The organism is Actinomadura vinacea (assembly GCF_039532545.1).
Classification (GTDB): Bacteria; Actinomycetota; Actinomycetes; order Streptosporangiales; family Streptosporangiaceae; genus Spirillospora; species Spirillospora vinacea.
On record NZ_BAAARW010000039.1, the window covers coordinates 350,025 to 373,546 of the forward strand.

General features: G+C 72.1%; 25 protein-coding genes and 1 pseudogene. 13 read left to right on the forward strand and 13 right to left on the reverse strand.

The window, feature by feature from the left end; all coding sequences use genetic code 11:
* Nucleotides 1-82: 82 nt before the first annotated feature.
* The 4 genes from ABD340_RS42875 (at nt 83) to ABD340_RS42890 (ending at nt 3,749) form a co-directional block, all read left to right on the forward strand.
* On the forward strand, nt 83-1,069 hold the full coding sequence (locus ABD340_RS42875) for a Bug family tripartite tricarboxylate transporter substrate binding protein (RefSeq protein WP_344597284.1): 987 nt from the start codon (nt 83-85) through the stop codon (nt 1,067-1,069).
* A complete protein-coding gene (locus ABD340_RS42880) occupies nt 1,066-1,551 on the forward strand; it encodes a tripartite tricarboxylate transporter TctB family protein (RefSeq protein ID WP_344597285.1) in 486 nt (161 codons plus the stop codon). The genes ABD340_RS42875 and ABD340_RS42880 overlap by 4 nt, the downstream gene beginning before the upstream one ends.
* A 3-nt stretch (nt 1,552-1,554) precedes the next feature.
* Complete coding sequence (locus tag ABD340_RS42885; protein ID WP_344597287.1) at nt 1,555-3,057, forward strand: tripartite tricarboxylate transporter permease; 1,503 nt, start codon at nt 1,555-1,557, stop codon at nt 3,055-3,057.
* Nucleotides 3,058-3,293: 236 nt separating this feature from the next.
* Entirely contained in the window at nt 3,294-3,749 is a 456-nt protein-coding gene (locus tag ABD340_RS42890) for a hypothetical protein (RefSeq protein ID WP_344597289.1), read from the forward strand.
* Nucleotides 3,750-3,797: 48 nt separating this feature from the next.
* Here ABD340_RS42890 and ABD340_RS42895 read toward each other — a convergent pair whose 3' ends face one another.
* Together ABD340_RS42895 and ABD340_RS48225 are read right to left on the reverse strand one after the other, a co-directional pair.
* Nucleotides 3,798-4,703, reverse strand: coding sequence for a TauD/TfdA dioxygenase family protein (locus ABD340_RS42895; protein ID WP_344597290.1), 906 nt, complete (start codon nt 4,701-4,703; stop codon nt 3,798-3,800).
* Nucleotides 4,704-4,836: 133 nt separating this feature from the next.
* Nucleotides 4,837-4,914: a putative leader peptide gene (locus tag ABD340_RS48225; RefSeq protein ID WP_425547531.1), complete on the reverse strand. Its 78-nt coding sequence runs from the start codon at nt 4,912-4,914 to the stop codon at nt 4,837-4,839.
* 232 nt (nt 4,915-5,146) lie between these two features.
* On the opposite strand from ABD340_RS48225, the gene ABD340_RS42900 reads away from it, so the two are divergent.
* From ABD340_RS42900 to ABD340_RS42910, 3 genes are read left to right on the forward strand one after another with little or no spacing between them, the layout of a single operon-like run.
* Nucleotides 5,147-6,217: an ABC transporter substrate-binding protein gene (locus tag ABD340_RS42900; protein ID WP_344597291.1), complete on the forward strand. Its 1,071-nt coding sequence runs from the start codon at nt 5,147-5,149 to the stop codon at nt 6,215-6,217.
* Nucleotides 6,214-7,038 carry an ABC transporter ATP-binding protein gene (locus ABD340_RS42905; RefSeq protein ID WP_344597293.1) on the forward strand — a complete coding sequence of 275 codons (825 nt, stop codon included), beginning with the start codon at nt 6,214-6,216 and terminating at the stop codon, nt 7,036-7,038. Before ABD340_RS42900 ends, ABD340_RS42905 begins: the two co-directional genes overlap by 4 nt.
* Nucleotides 7,031-7,879, forward strand: coding sequence for an ABC transporter permease (locus ABD340_RS42910; RefSeq protein ID WP_344597295.1), 849 nt, complete (start codon nt 7,031-7,033; stop codon nt 7,877-7,879). The genes ABD340_RS42905 and ABD340_RS42910 overlap by 8 nt, the downstream gene beginning before the upstream one ends.
* Nucleotides 7,880-7,977: 98 nt before the next feature.
* Here the strand turns inward: ABD340_RS42910 and ABD340_RS42915 are convergent, their stop codons facing one another.
* Complete coding sequence (locus tag ABD340_RS42915) at nt 7,978-8,931, reverse strand: DUF6777 domain-containing protein (protein WP_344597297.1); 954 nt, start codon at nt 8,929-8,931, stop codon at nt 7,978-7,980.
* A 195-nt stretch (nt 8,932-9,126) separates the two neighbouring features.
* Nucleotides 9,127-10,959, reverse strand: a complete 1,833-nt coding sequence (locus ABD340_RS42920; RefSeq protein ID WP_344597298.1) for a glycoside hydrolase family 3 protein — start codon at nt 10,957-10,959, stop codon at nt 9,127-9,129.
* Nucleotides 10,960-11,170: 211 nt separating this feature from the next.
* On the opposite strand from ABD340_RS42920, the gene ABD340_RS42925 reads away from it, so the two are divergent.
* Nucleotides 11,171-11,959: an alpha/beta fold hydrolase gene (locus ABD340_RS42925; protein ID WP_344597300.1), complete on the forward strand. Its 789-nt coding sequence runs from the start codon at nt 11,171-11,173 to the stop codon at nt 11,957-11,959.
* On the opposite strand, the gene ABD340_RS42930 is transcribed toward ABD340_RS42925, so the two are convergent.
* A complete protein-coding gene (locus ABD340_RS42930; protein ID WP_344597301.1) occupies nt 11,946-12,299 on the reverse strand; it encodes a hypothetical protein in 354 nt (117 codons plus the stop codon). The two genes, ABD340_RS42925 and ABD340_RS42930, sit on opposite strands and share 14 nt — an antisense overlap.
* A 2-nt stretch (nt 12,300-12,301) precedes the next feature.
* The gene (locus ABD340_RS42935; RefSeq protein ID WP_344597303.1) at nt 12,302-12,826 is read right to left on the reverse strand and encodes a DUF6232 family protein; all 525 of its coding nucleotides are present in this window, start codon (nt 12,824-12,826) and stop codon (nt 12,302-12,304) included.
* A 393-nt stretch (nt 12,827-13,219) separates the two neighbouring features.
* Between ABD340_RS42935 and ABD340_RS42940 the strand changes: the two genes are divergently transcribed.
* The gene (locus ABD340_RS42940) at nt 13,220-14,479 is read left to right on the forward strand and encodes an acyl-CoA dehydrogenase family protein (protein WP_344597305.1); all 1,260 of its coding nucleotides are present in this window, start codon (nt 13,220-13,222) and stop codon (nt 14,477-14,479) included.
* 12 nt (nt 14,480-14,491) lie between these two features.
* Here the strand turns inward: ABD340_RS42940 and ABD340_RS48230 are convergent.
* From ABD340_RS48230 to ABD340_RS42960, 5 genes and pseudogenes are all read right to left on the reverse strand, one after another.
* A pseudogene (locus ABD340_RS48230) lies at nt 14,492-14,890 on the reverse strand (TIGR04222 domain-containing membrane protein); the annotation flags it as partial.
* 94 nt (nt 14,891-14,984) lie between these two features.
* Nucleotides 14,985-15,263 carry a DUF6295 family protein gene (locus ABD340_RS42945; RefSeq protein WP_344597306.1) on the reverse strand — a complete coding sequence of 93 codons (279 nt, stop codon included), beginning with the start codon at nt 15,261-15,263 and terminating at the stop codon, nt 14,985-14,987.
* A 15-nt stretch (nt 15,264-15,278) separates the two neighbouring features.
* A complete protein-coding gene (locus ABD340_RS42950) occupies nt 15,279-16,025 on the reverse strand; it encodes a dienelactone hydrolase family protein (RefSeq protein WP_344597308.1) in 747 nt (248 codons plus the stop codon).
* Between the two features lie 124 nt (nt 16,026-16,149).
* Nucleotides 16,150-17,547, reverse strand: a complete 1,398-nt coding sequence (locus tag ABD340_RS42955; RefSeq protein WP_344597310.1) for a tetratricopeptide repeat protein — start codon at nt 17,545-17,547, stop codon at nt 16,150-16,152.
* A 48-nt stretch (nt 17,548-17,595) separates the two neighbouring features.
* Nucleotides 17,596-18,900, reverse strand: coding sequence for a cryptochrome/photolyase family protein (locus ABD340_RS42960; protein WP_344597312.1), 1,305 nt, complete (start codon nt 18,898-18,900; stop codon nt 17,596-17,598).
* A gap of 119 nt (nt 18,901-19,019) precedes the next feature.
* On the opposite strand from ABD340_RS42960, the gene ABD340_RS42965 reads away from it, so the two are divergent.
* From ABD340_RS42965 to ABD340_RS42980, 4 genes are all read left to right on the forward strand, one after another.
* Entirely contained in the window at nt 19,020-19,949 is a 930-nt protein-coding gene (locus ABD340_RS42965) for a MerR family transcriptional regulator (protein WP_344597313.1), read from the forward strand.
* Nucleotides 19,950-20,066: 117 nt separating this feature from the next.
* Complete coding sequence (locus tag ABD340_RS42970; protein ID WP_344597314.1) at nt 20,067-20,564, forward strand: RNA polymerase sigma factor; 498 nt, start codon at nt 20,067-20,069, stop codon at nt 20,562-20,564.
* A complete protein-coding gene (locus ABD340_RS42975; protein WP_344597315.1) occupies nt 20,561-21,382 on the forward strand; it encodes a YbgA family protein in 822 nt (273 codons plus the stop codon). The genes ABD340_RS42970 and ABD340_RS42975 overlap by 4 nt, the downstream gene beginning before the upstream one ends.
* Before the next feature lie 18 nt (nt 21,383-21,400).
* The gene (locus ABD340_RS42980) at nt 21,401-22,009 is read left to right on the forward strand and encodes a TMEM175 family protein (RefSeq protein WP_344597316.1); all 609 of its coding nucleotides are present in this window, start codon (nt 21,401-21,403) and stop codon (nt 22,007-22,009) included.
* Nucleotides 22,010-22,025: 16 nt separating this feature from the next.
* Here the strand turns inward: ABD340_RS42980 and ABD340_RS42985 are convergent, their stop codons facing one another.
* Nucleotides 22,026-22,610, reverse strand: a complete 585-nt coding sequence (locus ABD340_RS42985) for an anthrone oxygenase family protein (RefSeq protein ID WP_344597317.1) — start codon at nt 22,608-22,610, stop codon at nt 22,026-22,028.
* Complete coding sequence (locus ABD340_RS42990; RefSeq protein ID WP_344597318.1) at nt 22,607-23,443, reverse strand: Rossmann-fold NAD(P)-binding domain-containing protein; 837 nt, start codon at nt 23,441-23,443, stop codon at nt 22,607-22,609. The genes ABD340_RS42985 and ABD340_RS42990 overlap by 4 nt, the downstream gene beginning before the upstream one ends.
* Between the last annotated feature and the right edge of the window lie 79 nt (nt 23,444-23,522).

Consider the following 23,522-nt stretch of genomic DNA (forward strand, 5'->3'; position numbering starts at 1 on the left):
CCATATGCCTGCCCTGCCCCACATGAACGAATCTGGTCCACATGAACGAATCTGGTCCACGCCGAGGAGGAGTGCCGTCCGGATGAAGAACGCGAAAGCCTGGCTCGCGGCCGCCGCCGCCGTGCTGCTGGCCCTGCTGGTCCCGCCCCTGGTGTCGGCCGGCGGCGAGGAGACCGGCACCCGGATCCGCGGCCTGCGGGTGCTGGTCCCCAACGCGCCGGGCGGCGGTTACGACATCACCGCCCGCACCGCCGCCAAGGCCATCGAGGACGCCGGCCTCAACGGCGACATCGAGGTCTTCAACCTGCCGGGGGCCGGCGGCACCGTCGGCCTCGGCCGCATCGTCGGCGAGCGCGGCAACGGCCGGCTGGTGATGTCGATGGGCCTCGGGGTCGTCGGCTCGGTCTACACCAACAAGACGCCCTCGACGCTGGCCGACACCACCCCGATCGCCCGGCTGACCGAGGAGTCCGACGTCATCGCGGTCGGCAAGAACTCGCCGTACCGGACCATCGGCCAGCTGATCGAGGCGTGGAAGGCCGACCCCGGCAAGGTCCCGGTCGGCGGCGGCTCGTCGCCGGGCGGGCCCGACCACCTCGCCCCGATGCTGATGGCCAGGGCCGTCGGCATCGCACCGCGCAAGGTCAACTACGTCCCCTACGACGGGGGCGGCGAGCTGACCGCCGCGATGCTGGGCGGCAAGGTCGGCTTCGGGGTCTCCGGCATCGGCGAGACCCGCGACCAGATAGCGGCCGGCGAGCTGCGCCCCCTCGCCGTCACCGGCGGCGAGCGCGCGCCCGGCATCAACGCGCCGACGCTCAAGGAGTCCGGGGTGGACGTCGACTTCACCAACTGGCGCGGGATCGTCGCCCCGCCCGGGCTGACCGACAACTCGAAGAGGAAGCTGATCACGCTGTTCACCCGGCTCCAGCAGACCGCCCAGTGGCAGGAGGCGCTGCGGCGCAACGGATGGACCCCGGCCTTCCAGCCGGGCACGGAGTTCGGCGCGTTCCTGGAGTCGGAGAACGCCCGGGTCGCCTCGGTGCTGAAGGAGCTGGGCCTGGCATGAACGTCAAACGCTCCGAATTCGGGGTCTGCGCCTTCCTGCTCGCCCTCGGCGTGCTGGTCATCACCGACGCGCTGCGCATCCCCACCGACTTCGCCCAGCGCGGACCCGTCGGGCCCAAGGCCGTCCCGATCGTGGTCGGGTCGCTGCTCCTGGTGGTCGCCGTGCTGCTGGCCGCCGACGTGCTGCGCGGCGGACGCGGCCAGGCCGAGGCCGGCGAGGACGTCGACCTCGACAGCCCCGTCGACTGGCGGGCCGTCCTGCTGCTGTCCGGCGCGTTCCTGGGCAACGCCGCGCTGATCGGGACGATCGGGTTCCCGCTGTCGTCGGCCGCGATGTTCTGGGGCGCGGCGTACGCGCTGGGCAGCCGCAACATCGTGCTCGACCCGCTGATCGCGGTGGCGCTGTCGCTGACCACGTGGTTCGTCTTCAACGAACTGCTCGGTGTGCCCCTGCCGGGCGGGCCGCTGATGGAGGTGTTCTGAACCGTGGACCAGATCCCCGACCTCCTGAACGGCTTCGGCACCGCGCTGACGCCGGCCAACCTGTTCTTCGCCGCGCTGGGAGTCCTGCTCGGCACCGCGATCGGCGTGCTGCCGGGCATCGGCCCGGCGATGGCGGTCGCGCTGCTGCTGCCGGTCACCTACGGGCTCGACTCGACCGCCGCCTTCATCATGTTCGCCGGGGTCTACTACGGCGGGATGTTCGGCGGGTCGACCACCTCGATCCTGCTGAACACCCCGGGTGAGAGCGCCGCGGTGGTGACCGCCATCGAAGGCCATCCGATGGCCCGCTCGGGCCGCGGCCCGCAGGCCCTGGCGGCCGCGGCCATGGGCCATTTCGTGGGCGGGATGATCGGCACCACCGCGCTGGTGCTGCTGGCCCCCACCGTCGCCGGCCTCGCCGTCGACCTCGGCGCCGCCGACTACTTCGCGATCATGGTGCTGGCGTTCGTCGCGGTGACCTCGGTGCTCGGCTCGTCCCGGATCCGCGGGTTCGCCGCCCTGCTGATCGGCCTCACCATCGGCCTGGTCGGCATGGACGAGATGACCGGCCAGTCCAGGCTCACCTTCGGCTCGCTGCACCTGGCCGACGGCATCGACGTGGTCGTGGTCGCGGTCGGCCTGTTCGCGCTCGGCGAGTCGCTCTGGGTGGCCGCGCACCTGCGGCGCTCGTCCGGAGAGCCGATCCCGGTCGGCCGGCCCTGGCTGTCCAAGGCCGACCTGCGGCGGACCTGGCGGCCCTGGCTGCGCGGCCCGGTCATCGGCTTCCCGTTCGGGGCCATCCCGGCCGGCGGCGCGGAGATCCCCACGTTCCTGTCCTACGTCACCGAGAAGCGGCTCTCCAAGCGTCCCGAGGAGTTCGGCACCGGTGCCATCGAGGGTGTGGCCGGGCCGGAGTCGACGGCGAGCGCGTCGGCCGCCGGCACGCTGGTGACCATGCTGACGCTGGGGCTGCCGACCACCGCGGTCGCCTCGGTGATGCTGGCGGCGTTCCAGCAGTACGGCATCCAGCCGGGCCCGCTGCTGTTCGATCGCGAGCCCGAGCTGGTCTGGGGGCTGATCGCCAGCCTGTTCATCGGGACCGTCCTGCTGCTGGTCATCAACCTCCCGCTCGCGCCGGTGTGGGCGAAGCTGCTGCGCATCCCGCGCCCGTACCTGTACGCCGGGATCCTGTTCTTCGCGGCGGTCGGCGCGTACGCGGTCGGGGGAGAGGTGCTGGACCTGCTGCTGCTCCTGCTGATCGGCCTGATCGGCTTCGGCATGCGCCGGTACGGCCTGCCGGTGCTCCCCACGATCATCGGCGCCATCCTCGGCCCGGCCGCCGAGCAGCAGATGCGCCGCACCCTGCAGATCAGCGACGGCGACCTGACCGGCCTGGTGAACTCGCCGCTGGCCGCCACGGTCTACGCCGTCATCGCCGTCCTGCTGATGTGGCCCCTGGTGCGCCGCCTCGTCCGCCGGCGCACCAGAGACCGCGCCGAGTCCTGATATCCGACGATCGGGCAAGGAGCCCGGCCCGCCGTCATCGTGACGGCGGGCCGGGCAGGTGGGGGGGAACACCCATCGCGGGAAACCCTCCCCGGCCGCGTCCAGCATCGCCTTCACGGACTTCTCCGCGGTCGGCTGGCTGTAGAGGATCTGACCGCGTCCTGTCACGGGCACTGTCACGGACGGACTCACTCGAATCGACGCGGGAGCGGAGGCCGGTGCGCACAATCGTGCACATGGAACCGCTTCCGTGCCTGGAGGATGCCCCGGATTGGCCCGACCTGCGCGAATATGCTCTGCGGTGCCGTCCGGCCCTCGCCCGCCTGTACCGTCTCTCGTGCCTGCAGAGCAGCGCGCCGCTCCCTCCGGTCTTGCTGGACGAGGGGCGGATGGCGGTGGAGCAGATCCGGGCGGAACTGGACGCGGCGTTGTCCGCCCTTCGGGCGGCGGGGACCGGCACGGGCGGGCACCGGCTGCTGGTGACCCGGGTGATCAGGCTTCGCCTCGCCGCCGACGCGATGGGCCGCGCAGTGAACCGTCCGGACCAGGTGACCGACCTCCGGGGCCTCCGCGGACTCCTGGCCCACTTCGACGCCCTCGTCGCCGCGCTCTGGACGGTCCAGTTCGCCGTCTCACCCGACCGAGCATCGGGTCCGGTGATCGGGGCGGCCGGTGAGGAGCCGCGGCTGTGAGCCGGGGCCGGTGCCGCTCTCGGCACCGGCCCCGGTCATCCGGTCAGGTCAGGCCGCGGTGGCGGCGGGGGTGTAGTGGGCGGCGTCGTCGCCCTCGACCCGGTAGCTGCGCCGGCCGTCCACGCCGGCCGGCACGTCGCCGGCGACGGTGACACGATGCAGGCGGCGGGGCAGGTCGCCGTAGTCGTCCGGCGCGTAGTGCTGGGTGATCCGGTTGTCGAACAGCACGAGGTCGCCCGGTGCCCAGGCCCAGCGGAAGACGTTCTCCGGGCGGGTGACATAGGACTGGAAGATGTCCAGGATCGCCCGGCCCTCCCGGGACGACAGCCCCACGATGCTCTGCGCGAACCCGCCGATGAAGAGGTTCCGTTCCTCCGACTCGGGGTGCACCCGTACCACGGGGTGGGCGGTCTTCCATGTGCGGGACAGGAAGGCGCGCCGGTGCTCGGCCACCTTGTCGGGGTCGGCTCCGGTGTCCGTCGGCTTGACGTAGTCGTAGTCGTTGGTGTGCACGGCCCACAGCCGGTCGGCGAAGAGCCGCAGCTCCTCGGGCAGGTCCCGGTAGGCGGTGGCGGTGTTGGCGATCAGCGTGTTGCCGCCGTGCGGCGGGACGACCAGGCTGCGCAGCGTGCTGACCTTGGGCGGGGACTGGACGAAGGTGACGTCGGTGTGCCACTGGTTGGCCCGTCCCGACTCGCTGTCGACGGGCAGGACCTGCGGCTGGCCCTCGACCGAGGGCACCGTGGGGTGCGCGCCGGTGAGCGGCCCGAACCGGGCGGCGAAGGCGAGCTGGTCGGCGTCGGTCAGCTCCTGGCCGCGGAAGCCCAGGACCTTGTGCTCGAGCAGGGCGGCGTGGATCTCGGCGAACACGTTCGCGGGCAGCTCGCGGAGATCGACGCCGACGACCTCGGCACCGATGCGGCCGCCTACTTTGCGGACCTCGAACTCGGACAACTTGACATGCCTCCTGAAGAAGAACGGACCGTGAAAAACGGGACCGAGGAATACGGGATCCGCGGCACGGGCGTTCGCCCGTGGGCGGACGGTCGAGCGGTGGGCGGCGATGGGGGTGTGGCAGGGGGCCGCGTCAGCGCCGACAGGCGGAGGCGGCGACACGGACCAGGTCCACGTGCCGCCGGCGGGTGAGGAGGAGCGGAGACCGCATGGCCGCTAGCGAATCATGGCGACGAACCTGAGTCAACTATTCCTACTGGTTAAATGGAGAATATTTCCTACTAAATCTATTGACTTACTATGGATCTTCCGGACATGCTCACGGAGTGATCCGCCGCGTCCCCCTCGTCGCGCGCCTGCACGTCGACTTCCGGCGGCAGGCCAGCGCCCTGTGTCGACCCGAGACCTGACGACCGTCCAGTCCATCAGTCCCGGGAGACCCCTTGAGCACGACCCTGAGTACGACCTTGCGCACGACACGCAGCACACCCACGACAAGACGCCGCTTCCTCTCGATCGCCGCCCTCACCGTGACGGCCGGCTCCGCCGCGGCCGCCTGCGGCCCCGCGCTGGGCGGCGGGCCGGGACGCACCACGACCCTGCGGTACCAGGGGTCGACCGGCCAGGTCACGCCCCCCGAACTCGCCCAGGACCTCGGCTACCTCGGCGACGTCAAGCTCGATTGGGCCGGCGACACCACCAGCGGGCCGCAGGACATCCAGTCCGCCGCCACCGGTCAGATCGACTTCGGCGGCGCCTTCAACGGCGCGGTGGTCAAGCTCCAGGCGGCCGGTGCGCCGCTGACCTCGGTCATCGGCTACTACGGCAGCGACCGGGAGTCCTACCAGGGGTTCTTCGTCCCTGACGGCAGCCCGGTCGCACACCCCCGCGACTTCATCGGCAAGAAGGTGGGGATGAACACGCTCGGCGCGCACGCCGAGGCCGTGCTGGACCTCTACCTCCAGCGCAACGGGCTCACCGCGGGCGACATCGGGAAGGTCGAGCCGCTGGTGGTGCCGCCGATCACCACTGAGCAGTCGCTGCGGCAGAAGCAGATCGACGTCGGCGTGCTCGGCGGGATCTTCCGGGAGAAGGCGCAGGCCGCCGGCGGGCTCCGCAAGGTGTTCAGCGACCACGACTTCCTGGGCGCCTTCACCGGCGGCACCTACGTCTTCCGCGACGACTTCGTCAAGCGCAACCCCGAGACCGTGCGGGCCTTCACCGCGGGAGTGGCCAAGGCGATCGAGTGGTCGCGGACCACGCCGCGCGACCAGGTCATCGCCCGCTTCACAAAGATCGTGCGGGCGCGCGGGCGGAACGAGAGCGCCGACGCGCTGAAGTACTGGAAGTCCTACGGCGTCGCCGGCAAGGGCGGCGTCATCGCCGAGCGCGAGTTCACCACCTGGATCACCTGGCTGGAGCAGCGGGGCCAGATCCCCAGGGGCAGGGTCCGGCCGGGCGGCCTCTACACCAACGAGTTCAATCCGTACGCGGCCGGCGGGAGCCGAGCGTGACCACGAAGATCAGCATCTCGGAGGTCGGCAAGACCTTCCCGGTCCGGGGCGGCGGCGAGCTGACCGCGCTGCACGACACCCGCCTCGACATCGCCGAGGGCGAGTTCCTCGTCGTCGTGGGGCCGAGCGGCTGCGGCAAGTCCACGCTCCTGGACCTGCTCGGCGGCCTGACCAGGCCCACCACCGGACGCGTCCTGCTGGACGGCGACGAGATCACCGGCCCGGCGCTGGACCGCGGCGTGGTCTTCCAGCAGTACGCGCTGTTCCCCTGGCGCACGGCACGGCGCAACGTCGAGTTCGGCCTGGAGGCCAAGGGCCTGGGCCGGCGGGAACGTGCCGAGACCGCCCGCCACTACCTGGCCCTCGTCGGCCTGACCGGTTTCGAGGACCACTACCCGCACGAACTGTCCGGCGGCATGAAACAGCGGGTCGCGATCGCCCGCAGCCTGGCCTACGACCCCGACGTGCTCCTCATGGACGAGCCGTTCGCCGCGCTGGACGCCCAGACCCGCGACCTGCTGCAGGACGAGCTGCTGCGGATCTGGGAGCGCACCGGCAAGACCGTCGTGTTCATCACCCACGGCATCGACGAGGCCGTCTACCTGGGCGGGCGGGTGGCGGTCATGACCTCGCGCCCGGGCCGCGTGAAGGAGATCGTCGACATCGACCTCGGCCCCCGCCACGACATGGCGGACCTGAGGTCGAGCCCGGAGTTCGCGGCGCACCGGCACCGGGTGTGGTCGCTGCTGCGCGACGAGGTCCAGGCCGCGCAGCGGCTCGCCGTCCCCGCGCCGCGCAGGGAGGCGGTCTCCCATGGCTAGCACGCTGGAGGCCCCCGCCGCCGTCGAACCCGCGGCGCCCCCGCGCCCCGCCCGGCGGGGGCCCGTCCGCAAGGTCGCCGGGCAGGCGGCCGCGCTCCTCAGGCGCACGGCCGCCATCGTCGCGCTGCTGGCCGTCTGGGAGCTGGCCCCGCGCGCGGGGCTGGTCGACCGGACGTTCCTGCCACCGCTGTCGGAGATCGTCCCCGCGCTGTGGGAGCTGGCCCGCGACGGGCGGCTCTGGAGCAACACCGAGGCCAGCCTGACCCGGTCGCTGACAGGCTTCGCGCTGGCGATCGTGGTCGCGGTGCCGCTCGGGCTGCTGATCGGCTGGTACCGTCCGGTCGCCGAGCTGCTCGGCCCGCTGCTCGAACTGTTCCGCAACACCGCCGCGATCGCGCTGCTGCCGGTCTTCATCCTGATCCTCGGCATCGGCGAGACCTCGAAGGTGGCGATCGTGCTGTACGCGTGCACGTGGCCGATCCTGCTCAACACCATCAGCGCGGTGCGCACCGTGGACCCCACCCTCGTCAAGGCGGCCAGGTCGCTCGGACTGCCGGTGCCCCGGATCTTCCAGAAGGTGGTCCTGCCGGCCGCGGTACCGACGGTCTTCACCGGGATCCGGCTGGCCGGCGCGACCGCGGTCCTGGTCATGATCGTGGCCGAGATGGTCGGGGCGAAGGAGGGCCTCGGCCATCTGATCAACGCCTCCCAGCAGAATTTCGCGATCCAGGACATGTACGCCGGGATCATTGCGATCTCGGTGATCGGGCTCCTGTTCAACCACCTGCTGGTCTTGATCGAACGCAGGTTCACCCGCGGGCAGGCCTCCGTCCGGCGCTGACGGACCGCACCGGCGCGCACGCTGAGGAAGCCCGGAGACCTCGACGGGTCTCCGGGCTTCCGGTTCGCGTGCCGGCTATCGGTCATCGATCGTGAGCGTCACCCGCCGCCGGTCGCGCCCTGGTCGGTGCCGGCCGGGCCCTGCGGGGCGACGGGCGTGTCGCTCTGCGGGCCGGTGCCCGGCATCGGCTCGTCGACGCCTCCGGACTGCCCGGACGGGCCGTTCTGGCCATCCTGGTCGGGCTGAGTGCCCTGGTCGGGCTGCCCGGTCTGGCCGGGCTCGTCGCCGGGGAGGGGCTCGTAGACAGGCGGCGGGTTGCCGGTGGTGCCGGAGTCACCGTGGTCGCCCTCCTCATCCCCGTAGTTCGGCGGCGGGATGTACTTGCTGCAGTCGACGTCGGGCCGGCGGTTCTTCTCGCACCACTCGTGGTACTCCCTCCAGTCCTTCGGCTTCTTCTTCATAGCGCCGCTGCCGGTGCTGCCGTTGCCGGGGGTCTGGCCGGCGGGCGGAGTCTTGGTGATGCGACCGGCATCGAATCCGGACCAGGAAGGGCCGGTGTATTTGGCGTCCTTGGTGGAGTAGTCCTTCTTGGGCTTGGTGAGCGGGTTGCCGCAGTTGCATTTGACGACGGGGGTGCCGTCGCGGTCCTTGAGGACGCCCATGCCGGCCTGGAGGACGGTGGGCGTGCCGGTGTCCTTGCCGCCGGTGTAGGCGTGGTTGACGATCAGGGTGTCGGTGCTCAGGTAGCCGGGAGTGAGCTGGGACAGGTAGCCGGGGATCTGCTGGACGGTGATGCCCTGCGCGCCGGCCCAGGCGCCGGCCTTGGCGGGGTTCGCCTGCAGGGTCTCCGCCAGCTTGCCGGGGTCGCACGGGGCGTTGTGCCCGGTGCCGCTCGTGCCGCCGGGCATCTGGTCGGTGTTGGCGACCGGCGTGTACGGGCTGGGGCCGGGGGTGCCGACGGTCATGCGGTCGATGGTGTCGGTGTTGGTGTCGGCGCTCGCGAAAGAGGCGAAGGCGGTGGAGAACCCGCCGGCCGCGATGAGACCGGCCATGGATCCCAGGGTGACGCGCCGGCCGATGGTCCGGAAACGAACCTTGCGCAATATTCTCTCCACTTCAATGGCTGGTGTGTCGGACACATGTTGTGATCCCGCCACGTCCCGATTTGTGCGTAATTGGGCAGCCAGAAGAGGGCAAAATAAAGGCCAGGTAGACAGAATCGCCCTGGAACAAGGGGATGGCGAACGTCAGCGCTCGTAACCGAGGCCGTGCCCGAACGGGTAGAGCGCGGCGGTCTGGTCGCGGACGGGGATCGTCACCGGCAGCCGTCCCGCGGGGTCGATCTCGCCGAACAGCACCTTGGCCACCGCCCGCAGCGCCTCCGCGGTGTAGGAGTAGGTCGCCAGGAAGGTGTTCGCCTCGGTGAAGTAGGCGATGTCGTACGGATCGCGGGCGGCGATGACCACGACGGGCTTCCCGGTGGCGATGAGCGCCTTGACGAGGTTCATCTGCCCCGGCCCGTTGTGCCCGCTCTCGGGCTCGACGTCCCAGGCCCGGTTGGTGACGGCGACGACCAGGTCGGACTCCCGCGCCGCGGCGACGGCCCGGTCGATCTGCGCCTGGCCGGGGCTCAGCCCGGTCTCCCGCACGGTCGCGGTCGCCCCGCGCGCGGCGATCTCGCCGCCGAGCGCGGCCGTCGGCGCGGCGCCCCAGCCGGCCACCAGCACCTTGCGGGCACCGGGCGCGAGCGGCAGGAGGTTCGCCCCGTTCTTGACGAGCGTGGTGGTGCGGTCGGTGGCGCGCTGGGCCGCCGCGAGATTCCGCGCCGTCCCCACGACCCGGTCGACCTCGGCCTCGTCGGCGTAGGGATCGCGGAACAGGCCGCGCCGCTGCTTCACCTCCAGGATCCGGTAGACCGACTCGTCGATGCGGCGCTCGGTCAGCTCGCCGCTCCTGACCGCGTTCACCACCGCGTCGCGCTGCCGGGTGAACACGCCGTTGCCGGACGCGTCGGCCGGTGGCTTGAGCAGCACGTCCACCCCGGCCTTGAGCGCCAGGACGGGAATGCGCTCGTCGCCGTACTTCGCGCGGACGCCGTCCATGTCGAGGGCGTCGGTGACGACGAGGCCGCGGTAGCGCAGCCGGTCGCGCAGGATCCCGGTCAGGATGGGGCGCGACAGTGTGGCGGGATCCTCCGAGGCGTCCAGCGCCGGGACGACGATGTGCGCGGTCATGATGGAGTCGACGCCGCGGGCGATCGCCTCGCGGAACGGGGGCAGGTCGATCCGCTCCCACTCCTCGCGGGTGTGGCCGATCTCCGGGACGCCGGTGTGGCTGTCGGTCTTGGTGTCGCCGTGGCCGGGGAAGTGCTTGATGGTGGCGGTCACCCCGCCCTTCCGGTACCCGGCGACCTGGGCGGCGACCATCTTCGACACCAGGCCGGGGTCGGACCCGAACGACCGCACCCCGATCACGGGGTTGGCCGGGTCGACGTTGACATCGGCGTCGGGCGCGTAGTTCTGGTTGACGCCGATGGCCCGCAGCTCCCGGCCGGTGATCCGGGCGAGCTCGGTGGCGTCGCCCGTCCGGCGCCCGGCCGCCAGTGCCATGCTTCCGGGCGACTGCGTCGCGGGGGCCGGGACGCGGGCGACGATACCGCCCTCCTGGTCGGTCGCGATCGTCGCCGGGATCGGGACCCGCTGCGCCATGGCGGCACGCTGGATCCCGTTGGAGAACGCGGCGAGCTGGCGGGGACTCGTCACGTTCGCGGGGCTGGCGGAGTAGTAGATGAACCCGCCCGGGTTGTACCGGGTCATGACCTGGGCCGCGTTGTCGACCCCGTACAGCTTCCGGTTGGCGGCGACGTCCGCCGGGTCGGTGGTGTCCGCGCTCTTGCCGTGCACCTGCAGGACGAACAGCTGCGCGGCCTTCTCCTCCAGCGTCATCGTCCGGAGCAGGCGGAGCAGCCGGGGATCCTTGCCGACGGCGCCGGCGTCGGCGCCGGGCGCGGCGAGGCCGCTCACGGCCAGCACCGCGGCGACGATCCCGGCCAGGCGCCGGACTGTGCGGGAACCGGGCATGACGGCTCCTTCCGCCCCCGAGAGATGATCATTTCCCTGGCACGCTAGCCCGGGACGGCGGCGCCGTCCACGGCAAGGATCGACGATGTCGCCCGCGGCGGCGCGCGGCGGCCCGGAGACCCGCCGCCGGGGACGCCCGGCGCGGATCATCCGCGCCGGTCAAGTAGCCTTGGCCAGGCGTTTCTGGACGGTATCGACACAAGGGGGCGCGATGGCCCGCGCGACGGCCGCGGACGGCGTCGGCCTTGCCCACCAGGTGGGCGGCGGCGGCGAGCCGCTCGTCCTGCTGGCCGGGCAGGCCAACTCCCACCGCTGGTGGGACGGGGTCAGGCGGGACTTCGAGCACACCCACCGCACGATCACCCTCGACTACCGCGGCACCGGCGACAGCGACAAGCCCGACGAGCCGTACAGCACCCGCGGGTTCGCCGCCGACGTCATCGCCGTCCTGGACGATCTGGGCATCGACCGCGCGCACGTGTACGGCACGTCCATGGGGGGCCGGGTCGCCCAGTGGGTCGCGGCCGACCACCCGGAGCGGGTCGCGTCGCTGATCCTGGGGTGCACCTCGCCCGGGGGCGCGCACGGCATCGAACGCGACGACTCGGTGCGCAAGTCCCTGGCCCAAGCCGATCCCGAGGCCGTGACCAGGGCACTGCTGGAACTCATGTACACGCCCGCCTGGCTGGCCGACCATCCCGGCCCGCACAACACCACCGGCGATCCGGCCATGCCGGGCTTCGCGCGCCGCCGCCACCTGGCCGCCAGCGCCCGGCACGACGCCTGGGACGTGCTCCCCGCGATCTCTGCCCCCACGCTGGTCGTCCACGGCAGCGACGACGTCTTCAACCCCGCCGCCAACGCCCCGCTGCTCGCCGACCGGATTCCCGGGGCGAAGCTCTTTCTCGTCCCCGGTGCCAGGCACGCCTACTTCGAGGAGTTCCGCGAGGTCGCGAGCCCCGCGGTGGTGCGCTTCCTGAGCGGTCTCAAGCACCGCTGACCAGCGTCTCCACCACCGTGGCCGCGGCGCCTCCGCCGACCGACGCCAGCATCGCCTCGCCGGCGGACCGGTTCATCGTGCCGAGGATGCGGCGGAACACGCCCCGGTGGCGGGCGGCCTCGGCCTGGACGGCCGCCTCGTCGACGGGTTCGCCCTGCTCGTCCACGAGGCCCTCGTCCTGCAGCCGCCGCAGGATCTCCCGCAGCGCGTCGATGGCCTCGGGCAGCCGGTCGGGAGTGCCGCCGGAGACCTTTCCGATACCGATCCCGCCGCCCTGCACGGTCATTTCGATCATGTCCTGGCCGACGCTGATGTTCGGCCTTTCGCGGTCTTCCGGCATGTCTACTTCCCGGTGAGAATCTTGCCGATGATGTTTCCGGACCCGTTCGCCGTCTGGTTGATCTGGTCGCCCTCGATACGGACGTTGATCTGCTGGCGGAATTCGCGCTCCGGTTCCTCGATGGCCGAGACGATGAGTTCGAACAGCCGGTGCGCGGCCCCCTCGTTCTCGGTGCTGAACACGCCGATGTGCGGCCCGCAGGTCTCGACGATGACCGCGTGCCGGCGCCTGTTGTCGGCCAGGCGCCAGAGCTGGTAGGCGGTACGGGCGGCGGGGACGCCTGCGGCGGCGAGGACCAGGAGCGCCGCTCCCGCCCCCGCCGCCGCACCTGCGATGACCATGCCCAGCAGGCCCGTGGCGACGATGAGCGCCAGTCGCGCGCGGAGCACGGCCGGGGCGGGATAGCCCAGATCCGGCGTCCAGTCCTCCTCCTGGACGCGCGCCAGGTTCCGGATCTGGTAGACGTGGCCGCCCAGCCGCAATGTGTTCTTGCGGACGCGGATCTCCTGTGCCCAGTCTTCGCTCATGGTCGTATTCGGCGTGCGCGGTCCACGCCTTCTCCTTGCCGGGAGGCGGAATTTCCGGATGCGTTCAGGTGCGGGATTTCTCGGCGCCGGCCACCGATGTTATGGCCAATCGAAGATCTACGGTGCCGCCGTCGTGGCGAGCGTTGACCGGGAAGGTCAGGCCATCCTGTCAACTGGAGAGAAAAGGCCGATGCGGCCTGTCGATGGCAGTTGTCTTATCCCTAAAAGGAGGAAATGTGGCTTTCGATCTCGACCCGAGTGTCGAGCGCGGTGGCCGCTCCGGCATGCTTGAGCAAGCGTTCACTTATCCGTACGATGGCGGCGCGTCAGGGGAGGGGGAAGCCGGTCCCGCACGTGGCGATCCTCCGCGTGCCGTTCCGTACAGGAGGACTTGTGGATTTCGCGCTACCCGACGAGCTGACCCGGCTCCTCGCAGACCTCGACGACTTCATCGAGCGGGAGATCGACCCGCTGGAGGAGCAGGACGGCAACGAGCGCTTCTTCGACCACCGCCGCGAGTACGCCCGCACCGACTTCGAGAACGGCGGCGTGCCGCGGCCGGAGTGGGAGGAACTGCTCGAAGAGATGTTCCGCCGCGCCGACGCCGCGGGCTGGCTGCGCTACGGCCTGCCCGAAGAGGCGGGCGGCTCGGGCGGCACCAACCTCGACATGGCGGTGATCCGCGAACATCTCGCGCACAGGGGCCTGGGCCTGCACAACGACCTGCAGAACGAGGCGTCGGTCGTCGGGAACTTCCCGTTCGCGCACATGCTGCTGGAGTTCGGGACGCCGGAGCAGAAGGAGGAGTTCCTGGAGCCGATGCTCGTCCTGGAGAAGCGGATCGGCTTCGGGCTCACCGAACCCGACCACGGCAGCGACGCCACCTGGATGGAGACCACCGCGGTCCGCGCCGGCGACGACTGGATCATCAACGGCGCCAAGCGCTTCAACTCGGGGATGCACTCGGCCACCCACGACGTCGTGTTCGCCAGGACGTCCGGCGAGCCGGGGGACGCGCGCGGCGTCACCGCCTTCATCACCCCGGTCGACACCCCCGGCTTCTCGGTCGACTTCCACTGGTGGACGTTCAACATGCCCACCGACCACGCGGAGGTGACGCTGCGCGACGTGCGCGTCCCCGGCTCGGCGATCTTCGGAGCGGAGGGCGAGGGCCTGGCGGTGGCGCAGACGTTCGTGCACGAGAACCGCATCCGGCAGGCGGCGTCCGGCGTCGGCGCCGGGCAGTACTGCGTGGACCGCAGCGTCGAGTACGCCCGGCTGCGCAGCACGTTCGGGCGGCCGCTGGCGACCCGGCAGGCGATCCAGTGGCCGCTGGTCGAGTTGCAGACCGAGGCGGAGATGCTGCGCGGCCTGGTCCGCAAGACCGCCTGGGAGCTGGACCGGGTCCCGCACATGGAGATCAGCGACAAGGTCTCGATGTGCAACTACCGCGCCAACCGCTTCGTCTGCGAGGCGGCCGACCGCGCGATGCAGGTGCACGGAGGTCTCGGCTACACCCGGCACACCCCGTTCGAGCACATCTACCGCCACCACCGGCGCTACCGGATCACCGAGGGGTCTGAGGAGATCCAGATGCGCAAAGTCGCCGGCTACCTCTTCGGCTTCGCCGGCCCGCGCAAGGCGAACGGCTGAAACGGGCATGCCTTCGTGAAGGGACGCCGCGGCGGTCGCGACGACGCCGGCAGCATGACGGCCGAGTACGCCTCGTCGCGACAGCGGCCGACGCCCCCTTCGCCCGCGGCCCAGCAACTTGCGGGCGCGCAGCGCGGCGACGATCTCCTCCACCTCGGCCGACGCGGCGACCTCCCGGGTGAGCCGGCTCAGCGTCATGCCCTTGTCGGGCACCGCGTCCAGGACCACACGCTGGATCGGGTCACGCGGGCGGCGCTCGAGCACGGTGACCCGCGGCCTGGCGACGGTGACGGCGACCAGGCCGTCCCGGCGCAGGTCGATGAGCGCCAACATGACGACTCGCTCCACGCCCCCGCACAGGTAAGCGATCTGCTGGAGACCGAGCGCGCTCACCGAGACCTGTTCCGGCATGACGACCACCCTCTCCGCTCCACGGCCGACTCCATGATCGAGCGCGGGCGGCCGGGCCTTTGTGCCCGGAGACGCAATGGCCGTCAACGGCCGATCAGGTGTTCCCGCCGGCCGAGGCGAGCCCGGGCGGCGCGGAGGCCAGCGCCTTCTGGATGGCCTCGACCAGGCCCAGCGCCGCCTCCTCGGTGAGCTCGACGGCGACCCGCGCGGACGGCCCTTCGCCGGGATTGGTGAAGTCGATGTTCACCGTGTGCTCCTGGCAGGCGTGGTACGGGTGGTCGACGTAGACCGCCCCGTCGGTCAGCGTGAACCAGCCCGACGCCCCTTTGGCGGCACCGTCGAGCTCCACCTTCTGGGTGAGGTAAGTGCACATGTGTTCTCCTCCGGGTCAGGCCGCGAGGTGCCGGCCGTAGAAATCGAAGATCCTCTTCCAGCCTTCGAGGGCGGCCTTGGGGCGATAGGAGGGCCGGTCGGTGGCGAAGAAGGCGTGCCCGGCATCGGGGTAGCCGTGGAACTCGTGCTCCTTGCCCAGCCGGGTCAGCTCCGCCGACAGCACGGCGACCTCGTCGGGGGCCGGGTACTGGTCCTCGTCGCCGAACAGCCCGAGCAGCGGGCAGGACAGGTCGGGCGCCTTGGACAGCAGCGGGGTCGCCTTGAGCGGGAAGCCCGCGGGCGGCTCGTTCACCACGCAGGCGCCGTAGCAGTCGACGGCGGCGTCGATGTTCAGCGAGCAGGCGGCCAGGAAGCTCTGCCGTCCACCCGAGCAGTAGCCGATCACGCCGATCTTGCCGTTGGCGCCGTCGAGCCCGTCGAGGTGGGCCGCCGCCCCGGCGATGTCCCCGACGACCTGCTCGTCGGGCACGCCGCCCTTGGCCCGCGCGGCCGCGGCCTGGTCGTCAGGGCTGACACCGGCGCCCTCCCGGGAGTAGAGGTTCGGGCAGAGCGCCGCGTACCCCCGGGCGGCGAACAGCCGGACGATCTCCTTGGTGGCCGGATCGTAGCCGGGCATGTGATGGATCACCACCACCCCGCCGCGCGGCCCGTCATGCAGCGGCCGGGCGAGGTACGCCTCCAGTTCGGCGTCCTCGTGACCGTCGATGGTGACCGTGCCGGCCCACATCGCGTCATTCGTCACGCTGTGCTCCGTTTCTCCCTGCGGATGGACATCAACGATCATGGCAGCCCGCCGCCGAACGGCGACGTCTCGGGTACAGCCGACGAGGCCCGCGTCGCTGATGACGTGCCGTGCTGGTGTACGTCTACGACTTCCTCAACTGGCATTGAGCCGCGCGTGCGGCAGCGGCGGCGGCGCGGTCGCCGAGGCCCTCGGCGACCGCGGCGTGTTTGAGCCAGTTGAACGGGCTGCCCGGCCTGACGTTGATCCGCTCGCTGACCAGCAGCCGGGCCAGGTCGAAGCGGCCGCCCCGGATGGCCGACTCCAGCAGCGTCCGCTGGACGGCGTCGCGCTGGGCGTGGCTGCCGCCGCATTCGTTGACCCGGTGCCTGATCGGGTACAGCAGCTCGACCACCCGGCCGTGGTCGCCCCGCCGGAAGGCGACGAGCGCGCGGCACACGGGCAGCCCGACCCGCGCCGTCATCGCATGGTTGGTGACACCGGGACGCTCGGACGCCACATACGACTCCCGGGACGCGATCAGCTTCTCGGCCTCGGTGATCCGTCCGGCGCCGACGTAGGACATCACGGCGTGCATGTCGTTGAAGGCGTAGAACGGCTCGCGCGCCTTGGGCGCCCACGCGTCGGCGAGCGCCGCCCAGCGCGCGGTCTGGTCATCGTCCTCCAGGAGCAGGCGCCAGAGGAGGGCCGACGCGTCGAGCATCTCCAGCGCGGTCTCGCGGGCGTCCGGACCGTGCAGGACGTCGTCGTAGATCTCCAGCGCCCGCGCCGTGTCACCGGCTTCCAGGGCGTAGAGCGCGTAGTGCCACCAGTTATGGACGTTGAAGAGCGTGCCGGTCGACCAGTCGTCGAGCCTGGCGTCGAGGTAGGCGATGCCTTCCCTGAAGCGGCCCTGCATCTCGTAGGTGTGGACGACGGCGTGGATGGCCCACACGTCCTTGGGGTTGATCTCGACCGCGCGGAGCCCGACCTCCTCCGAACGGTCGTAGTGTCCGGACTCCTCCAGGCCGAAGGCGTACATGCCGAGGAGGTGGCCGTAGTGCCGGTCGTCCTCGTGCCAGGCCGACAGGGCGCCCCCGATGCGGTCGCGGAGCGAGCGGGCGTCGCCGGTGAAGAAGTCGATCTGGTGTCCGACGATCAGTGCCAGCGCGTCCCTGGGGTGCTCCTCGCTGATGCGGGCGAGCCGGGCGCCGCAGGTCAGGAGGTCGCCGTCGAGGAGCCGCTCGACCGCTTCGATGTGCGCCCTCTCGCGGGGGAGCAGGCGGGAGGCGTCGACCCGTGCGCGGAACTTCCGGAAACCCTTCCGCGCGGTCCGCGCGTCCTCCTTCTCGGTGGTGAGGAGGCCGAGGTAGGCCGACAGCACGTTGGCCAGCGGGAAGCCGGGGTCCTCGCGCAGCGCGGCGCTCGTCTCGGCGTCGACTTCGGCGCGGAAGTGAAGGAGTGCGTGGATCGCCGCGTCGTAGTGCCGCACGGCGGCGGGGCCGCCCGCGCCGGTGGGCAGGCCGTGCTCGTCGGTCTGCATCGGGTTCCTCCTATGGCCGACCGGCACGCTGCGTGCCGGTATCCGAACTCATTGTGGCCATTCCAGGTCGACGATGGGCGGCGGGTAGTCCAGCGTCCGGCGGGCGGCGGCGGGGAGGGCCCAGGGCCGATGGACGTGCGAAGGCGCGATATCGGCGAGTTCCGGCACGTAGGTGCGCACGTATTCGCCGTCACGGTCGAAGCGGGCCGCCTGGCGGAGCGGGCTCAGCACCCGGTTGGGCCGGGTGTCGTTGCCGGTGCCGGCGACCCATTGCCAGTTGCCCGCGTTGTCGGCGACATCGCCGTCGGCCAGCCACTCGTCGAAGTGGCGCAGGCCGCTCCGCCAGTCGATGCCCAGATTCCTGGTCAGGAACGAGGCGGTGATCATGCGCGCCCGGTTGTGCATGAACCCCTCGCGGCGCAGCTGCCGCATCCCGGCGTCCACGATCGGCACGCCGGTCATGCCCTCGCGCCAGGCGGCGAGGGCGCCCTCGTCCCGGTTCCACCGCCGGCCGCCCCGGGGCCGGTAGTCCCGCCGGGGAAGGTCGGGGAAGGCGGCGGCGACCTGGTGGTGGAAATCGCGCCAGGCGAGCTGGCGCCGGAACCCCTCCGGGGTCGCGTTCGCCAGCTCCAGCGGGGACACGCAGCCGAACTTCAGGTACGGGGAGAGCCGCGAGGTGCGGTCGGCGGCCAGGTCGTCGCGGGCACGGTCGTAGTCCGCGGCCGCCTCGTCCAGCCAGGCCGCCATGCGCCGGCGTCCGGCGGGCTCGCCGCCGGTCGCCAGATCGGGGGAGGGCGCGCCGGACGTCAGCTCGGCCAGGCGCGGCAGCGGACCGGGGTCGACGCCGGGGGGCATCCGGATCGTCCCGGGCGTGCCCGCGACCGGCCGGTGGCGGGCGGCCGTCCAGGCACGCCAGAAGGGAGTGAAGACCCGGTAGTGGTCGCCGGTCGCGGGCGTGAGCCCGCCCGGCGGGGCGATCGTGATCCCGGGGTGCGCCGAGACCTCCAGGCCCAGGTCCCCGAGCGCGGCCAGCCGCCGCCGGGCGTAGGCCGAGCGGTCGTCGGCGAGCGCCAGCGCGCGGGCCCCGGTCTCTGCGGCCAGCCGGGCGACCTCCCTGGCCGGGTCGCCGCGGCGCACCGCCAGGTCGCCGCCCAGCGCGCGCAGCGAATCGCGGAGGGCGCCGAGGGCGTCGAGCAGGAACCGGACGCGGTTGGGCGGCGCGTGCGGCCCGGACAGGATGGCCTCGTCGAGGACGAAGAGCGGGACGACCTGGCCGCCCGCGCACGCGGCCTCCAGCGCGGGGTTGTCGCGTACCCGCAGGTCCCGGGTGAAAAGCAGAATGGTGGTGTTCATCGTAGGAGTCTTCGGAGCGGAGGCCGGCATCGGTTGCAACCGGTGGTGGGCCCCGTCACGAAGACCTGGCGAACCCTAGGATCGGCGGGCGACGGCGAGGGTGCTGGAGGCGCGGGGCGGTGCCGCATGATCGTGACGCGGAGCTGAGCGTGGGCGCGGTCGCGCGGCGCCTGGGCGTGGCCGCCTCCACCCTGCGCACCTGGGACCGCAGGTACGGCATCGGCCCCAGCCGCCACAGCCCGGGCAGTCACCGCCGATACAGCCCGCAGGACGTGGCCCGGCTGGAGATCATGCAGCGGATGATCCTCGCCGGCGCCCCGCCGGGTGAGGCCGCCCGCGTCACGCTGGACGAGGCGCCCGCCGCGCCGCCCGCGCCGAGGGGGCACGGCCTGGGCGGCCACCGGGTGCCCCTGGGGGAGGCGGGGGAGGGCCTCCCGCCCTCGGCGGAGGCCCGTGGCCTGGCCCGGGCGGCGATGGCGCTGGACGTCCCGGCGATGACCACCGCCGTGCGGACCGCGCTCGGCCGCGACGGCGCCGTCCGGGCGTGGCACGGGCTGGCCGTCCCCGTCCTCACCGGGATCGGCCGCAAGCACGCGGCGACCGGCGACTGCGTGGAGGTCGAGCACCTGCTGTCCACGGTGCTCATGGGCTGCCTGGCGGAGGTGCCGCCGCCCGCCCGTCCCGTGAACGCGCGTCCCGTCCTGCTCGCCTGCGCGCCGGACGAGCAGCACAGCCTGCCGGTGCACGCGCTGGCCGCCGCGCTCGCCGAGGCGGGACTGGCCGCGAGCGTGCTGGGGGCGCGGGTCCCGGAACGGGCGCTGGCGGCGGCGATCCGGCGCACCGGCCCCGGCGCGGTGTTCGTCTGGTCGCAGACCGCCCGGACCGGGGACCCGGGCTGGCTGGCCGGGCTTCCCGGGGCCCGTCCCGCGTTCCGGCTCGTCGTGGGCGGGCCGGGCTGGGAGCGCGGCGGCCTGCCGGACGGAGCCCGCTTCGCCGCCGGCCTGGCCGAGGCCGTCGCCGAGGTCGAGGCCGCCTTCGGCCCGTCCTGACCCGCCGGACGCCGCCGCGATCGGGAGTTTTCCCTGGTCTTTGCCCTGCCTCGATTGTGATTGCCCGCGTTCTGGACTACGAACAAGTTTTGAAGCGATTTTCGGGGGCGGGAGATCATGACCTTGGCGGAACGGCTCGCGGCCGGCGACGAGGGCGCGCTGGACGAGTGCTACGGGGCGCTCGGCCCGCTGGTGCGCAGGCACGTCGCCGGGCTGGTCCCCCGCCACGCCGTCGACGACGTCGTCCAGGTCGTCTTCCTGGAGGTCTGGCGGTCGCGGCGGCGCCTCGACGCCCGCCGCGGACTGGAGCCCTGGGTGCTGGCGATCGCCCGCAGGCGCGCCATCGACAAGCTGAGGTCCGAGGCCCGCCACTACCGCCGGTCGGTGCCGCTGGACGACGTCGCCGCGACGCGCGACGACACCCTGGCCGTCGACGCCCGCTGCGACGTCAGGAAGGCGCTGGCGGGGCTGCCCGCGCCGCAGCGGCAGGCGATCGTGCTGGCCCACTTCGGTGAGCTGTCCCAACGGGAGATCGCCGATCGGCTGGCGATCCCGCTCGGGACCGTCAAGGCGCGCACCGCCCGCGGTCTGCACCGGCTGAAGGAGCTGCTTTGAACGTCTCAGCGCACGCTCCGGCGACGGAGCATCCGCGCCCGCGGCTGGCGGTGTCGGTCTGCCTGCTGGACGTGCCCGCCGGCTGCGACGGCGGTCATGGCCGGGACCGTTTCCTGACCGGTCCGCTGGCCCGCCACGTCGACCGGGTGCCGGTCGGCCCGGAGATGGGGATCGGCTCCGGTATGGACGGCTATGTGGTCGAGTCGGGCTTGCCGGGCCGCCGGCCGCCGGGCGCGTTCGCCGCCTCGATCCGCGGGGCCCTTCCCGGCCTCGTCATGGAGGAGGACGGCCGGCTGCGCGACCCCGACGTGCGCGAGCATTTCGTCGAGCGGCTATTCGCGCAGGCCAGGGTGCGCGAGTTCTTCGGCGCCGACTGGCGCCCGCGCGACCTCGTCGACTTCCACAGTCGCAACAAGCTGCAGATCCTCGCCCACGACCCGGCCGGGTACCGGGAGACGGGGCGGATCGTCGCCGAGTCGGGCGCGCGGGCCCGCGCCGCCCTCGAGACCGGCTACCGGCGCGCGTTCGCGCGGGCGCTGGCGATCCGGCCCCGGCGCGGCCGCGACGTGAACGCGCTCCTGCACGTCCTCGGCCCGCTGAGCGACAGGCTCGACCGTGCCCGCCGCCACGACATCGTCGAGGCGATCGAGGCGTTCCGGGTGGGGGAGGCACCGCTCGGCGTTCCGATCGCGCTGCTCCGCCGCCACGCGGTGGGGGAGGAACTGGAGTACCTGGCCCGGCAGACCTACCTGGACCCCTTTCCCGCCGACCTCGTCCCGCGGCTCCGCCTCCGGCCCGACCGGCTCAGCGGCCTCTGACCCGGCAGTGTCGTCGCGGTGGCCATTCCCAGGGAACCCGATCGGATCATCCCGTTCACCGACGCCATCGTCGCGATCGCCGTGACCCTGCTCGTCCTGCCGCTGGTGGACGTGGTGCCGGAGACGGCGCGGAAGGGGGAGGGCGCCACCGAGGTGATCACCGGGAACCGGCCGGAGATCTACGCCTTCCTGCTGAGCTTCGCGGTCATCATGCGGCTCTGGTTCCGCCACCACCAGATCTTCCGGCATGTGCGCGCCTACTCCCGGCCGCTGATCATGTGCAACGTCGGCTGGCTGCTGGCCATCATCGTGCTGCCGTTCCCGACCGAGATGGTCGGCGTCTACGGTTCCGACCGGTTCACGGTCGGCTTCTACATCGGCACGATCCTGCTCGCCAACGTCTTCCAGACCGGGATGGACGCCGTCATCCGGGCGGACCCCGAGGTCGCGTCCGAGGACCGCCCGATGACCCACGAGTTCCTCACCGGCTCGGCCGCCGCGACCGCGATGCTGGCCGTCGCCATGATCCTCGCGCTGCTCGTTCCCACCCTGAACTACTGGGCGCTGCTCGTGCTGTTCCTCGCGCCGGCCGCCGAACGCGCCTGGCTCCGCCATCGACGCTCCTGACGGCCGAGGGGGCGGGTCATCCCGGCGGCTCCGCCGTGCCGGTCGCGGAGCGAGCGGTCCCCGGGCCCGCGGCCGGGGACGGCTCGCCTGCGGCGCGTTGTTGGTCGCGGTGCGCCCCGTACACCACCAGGGCCCAGACCAGGCAGCCGAACGCGGCGGTGTGCGCCAGCGTGCGGACGATGTTCCAGGTGACCCATGGGCGCTCGAAGCGCTCCCGGACCGCGGCCAGGTCGGCGATCCGGGCGGGGTCGCCGGCCCTGTCGAGCTCGTCGTTGAGCGGCACGTTGGCGAGCATCGTGACCAGGAACGCCACGATGTAGAACACGAGCCCGGCGATGATCCAGGGGAGGGCGGGCCGGCCCTGGCCGCGCCAGGCGAGCACCGCCACGAGGGCGATCAGCGGGATCGACCCGACGAAGGGCAGCATGAACCAGCCGTTGATGATCGCCCGGTTGACGTGCTGCATCGTCTCGACGAAGGCGCGGTCGGAGCCGCGCCCCAGTCCCGGCATCACCGAGCAGACCCAGCCGAAGAACAGCCCGGCGATGAGGCCCGTGGTGATCACGGAGGCGGGCAGTGCGATGGACTGTGCGAGCTTCATCGGGTCACGTCCCCGTTCCAGACGCCGGTGGCGGCGGTGTCGCGGGCGTAGTCGGCGAAATCGCGGGGCGGCCGACCGAGGATCCGCTGGACGCCGTCGCACACGTGGGCGTTCCGGCCGTCCAGCACGGTGGTGAACAGATAGGCCAGCAGTTCGACGACGTCGGCCGGAACGCCCTCGGCCGTCAGGGACTCCGACATTTCGGCCGCCGAGATCCGGGTGTAGCCGATGCCGCGCCCGGTGGCCGCGGCGATGGCGGCGACGGCCTCGGGGAAGGTGAGCAGCCGAGGGCCGGTCAGTTCGTAGACCTGGCCGAGGTGCCCGTCCTGGGTGAGCACCGCGGCGGCGGCGTCGGCGATGTCGTCGGCGTCGACGAACGGCTCGCCCACCTCGCCGGCGGGCAGGTAGAAATGCCCGGCCACGACGGGGTCCAGCAGGTGGCTCTCGCTGAAGTTCTGGTTGAACCAGCTGCAGCGCAGGACCGTCCAGTCCGCTCCGGACGCGGCGAGCACCTTCTCGGCGGCCTGGGCCGCCTCCTCACCGCGGCCGGACACCAGCACCAGCCGCCGTGCCCCGGCCTTCAGCGCCGCCTCGGCGAACGAGCCGACCGCCGCGGGTGCGCCCGGCGCCGCCAGGTCGGGGTAGTACGACACGTACGCCGCCCCCACACCCTCCAGCGCGGGCTCCCACGTCGCGGGGTCCGCCCAGTCGAACGGCACCCCGCCCGAGCGCGAGCCGATCCGCACCGGCCTGTCCTGCGCGGTCAGCCGCTGGACGACGCGCCGCCCGGTCTTACCGGTGCCGCCTGTCACGAGGGTCAGATTCTCGGTCATGCTCCGCTCCCTGTGCCGCGGCCCGGTCGTTCCGGGCCGGCACTCCAACGATCCGGCGGGAGCCGCTTGGCAACAACGG

Excerpts from the sequence above, each read along its gene's own strand:
- ABD340_RS42880 (WP_344597285.1), top strand. The coding sequence starts at position 1,066 with ATGAACGTCAAACGCTCCGAATTCGGGGTCTGCGCCTTCCTGCTCGCC.
- ABD340_RS42960 (WP_344597312.1), bottom strand. The coding sequence starts at position 18,900 with ATGAACACCACCATTCTGCTTTTCACCCGGGACCTGCGGGTACGCGAC.
- ABD340_RS48225 (WP_425547531.1), bottom strand. The coding sequence starts at position 4,914 with ATGCGGTCTCCGCTCCTCCTCACCCGCCGGCGGCACGTGGACCTGGTC.
- ABD340_RS42955 (WP_344597310.1), bottom strand. The coding sequence starts at position 17,547 with ATGCAGACCGACGAGCACGGCCTGCCCACCGGCGCGGGCGGCCCCGCC.
- ABD340_RS42970 (WP_344597314.1), top strand. The coding sequence starts at position 20,067 with ATGACCTTGGCGGAACGGCTCGCGGCCGGCGACGAGGGCGCGCTGGAC.
- ABD340_RS42990 (WP_344597318.1), bottom strand. The coding sequence starts at position 23,443 with ATGACCGAGAATCTGACCCTCGTGACAGGCGGCACCGGTAAGACCGGG.
- ABD340_RS42945 (WP_344597306.1), bottom strand. The coding sequence starts at position 15,263 with ATGTGCACTTACCTCACCCAGAAGGTGGAGCTCGACGGTGCCGCCAAA.
- ABD340_RS42890 (WP_344597289.1), top strand. The coding sequence starts at position 3,294 with ATGGAACCGCTTCCGTGCCTGGAGGATGCCCCGGATTGGCCCGACCTG.
- ABD340_RS42915 (WP_344597297.1), bottom strand. The coding sequence starts at position 8,931 with ATGGCCGGTCTCATCGCGGCCGGCGGGTTCTCCACCGCCTTCGCCTCT.
- ABD340_RS42875 (WP_344597284.1), top strand. The coding sequence starts at position 83 with ATGAAGAACGCGAAAGCCTGGCTCGCGGCCGCCGCCGCCGTGCTGCTG.
- ABD340_RS42985 (WP_344597317.1), bottom strand. The coding sequence starts at position 22,610 with ATGAAGCTCGCACAGTCCATCGCACTGCCCGCCTCCGTGATCACCACG.
- ABD340_RS42920 (WP_344597298.1), bottom strand. The coding sequence starts at position 10,959 with ATGCCCGGTTCCCGCACAGTCCGGCGCCTGGCCGGGATCGTCGCCGCG.
- ABD340_RS42930 (WP_344597301.1), bottom strand. The coding sequence starts at position 12,299 with ATGCCGGAAGACCGCGAAAGGCCGAACATCAGCGTCGGCCAGGACATG.
- ABD340_RS42910 (WP_344597295.1), top strand. The coding sequence starts at position 7,031 with ATGGCTAGCACGCTGGAGGCCCCCGCCGCCGTCGAACCCGCGGCGCCC.
- ABD340_RS42935 (WP_344597303.1), bottom strand. The coding sequence starts at position 12,826 with ATGAGCGAAGACTGGGCACAGGAGATCCGCGTCCGCAAGAACACATTG.
- ABD340_RS42925 (WP_344597300.1), top strand. The coding sequence starts at position 11,171 with ATGGCCCGCGCGACGGCCGCGGACGGCGTCGGCCTTGCCCACCAGGTG.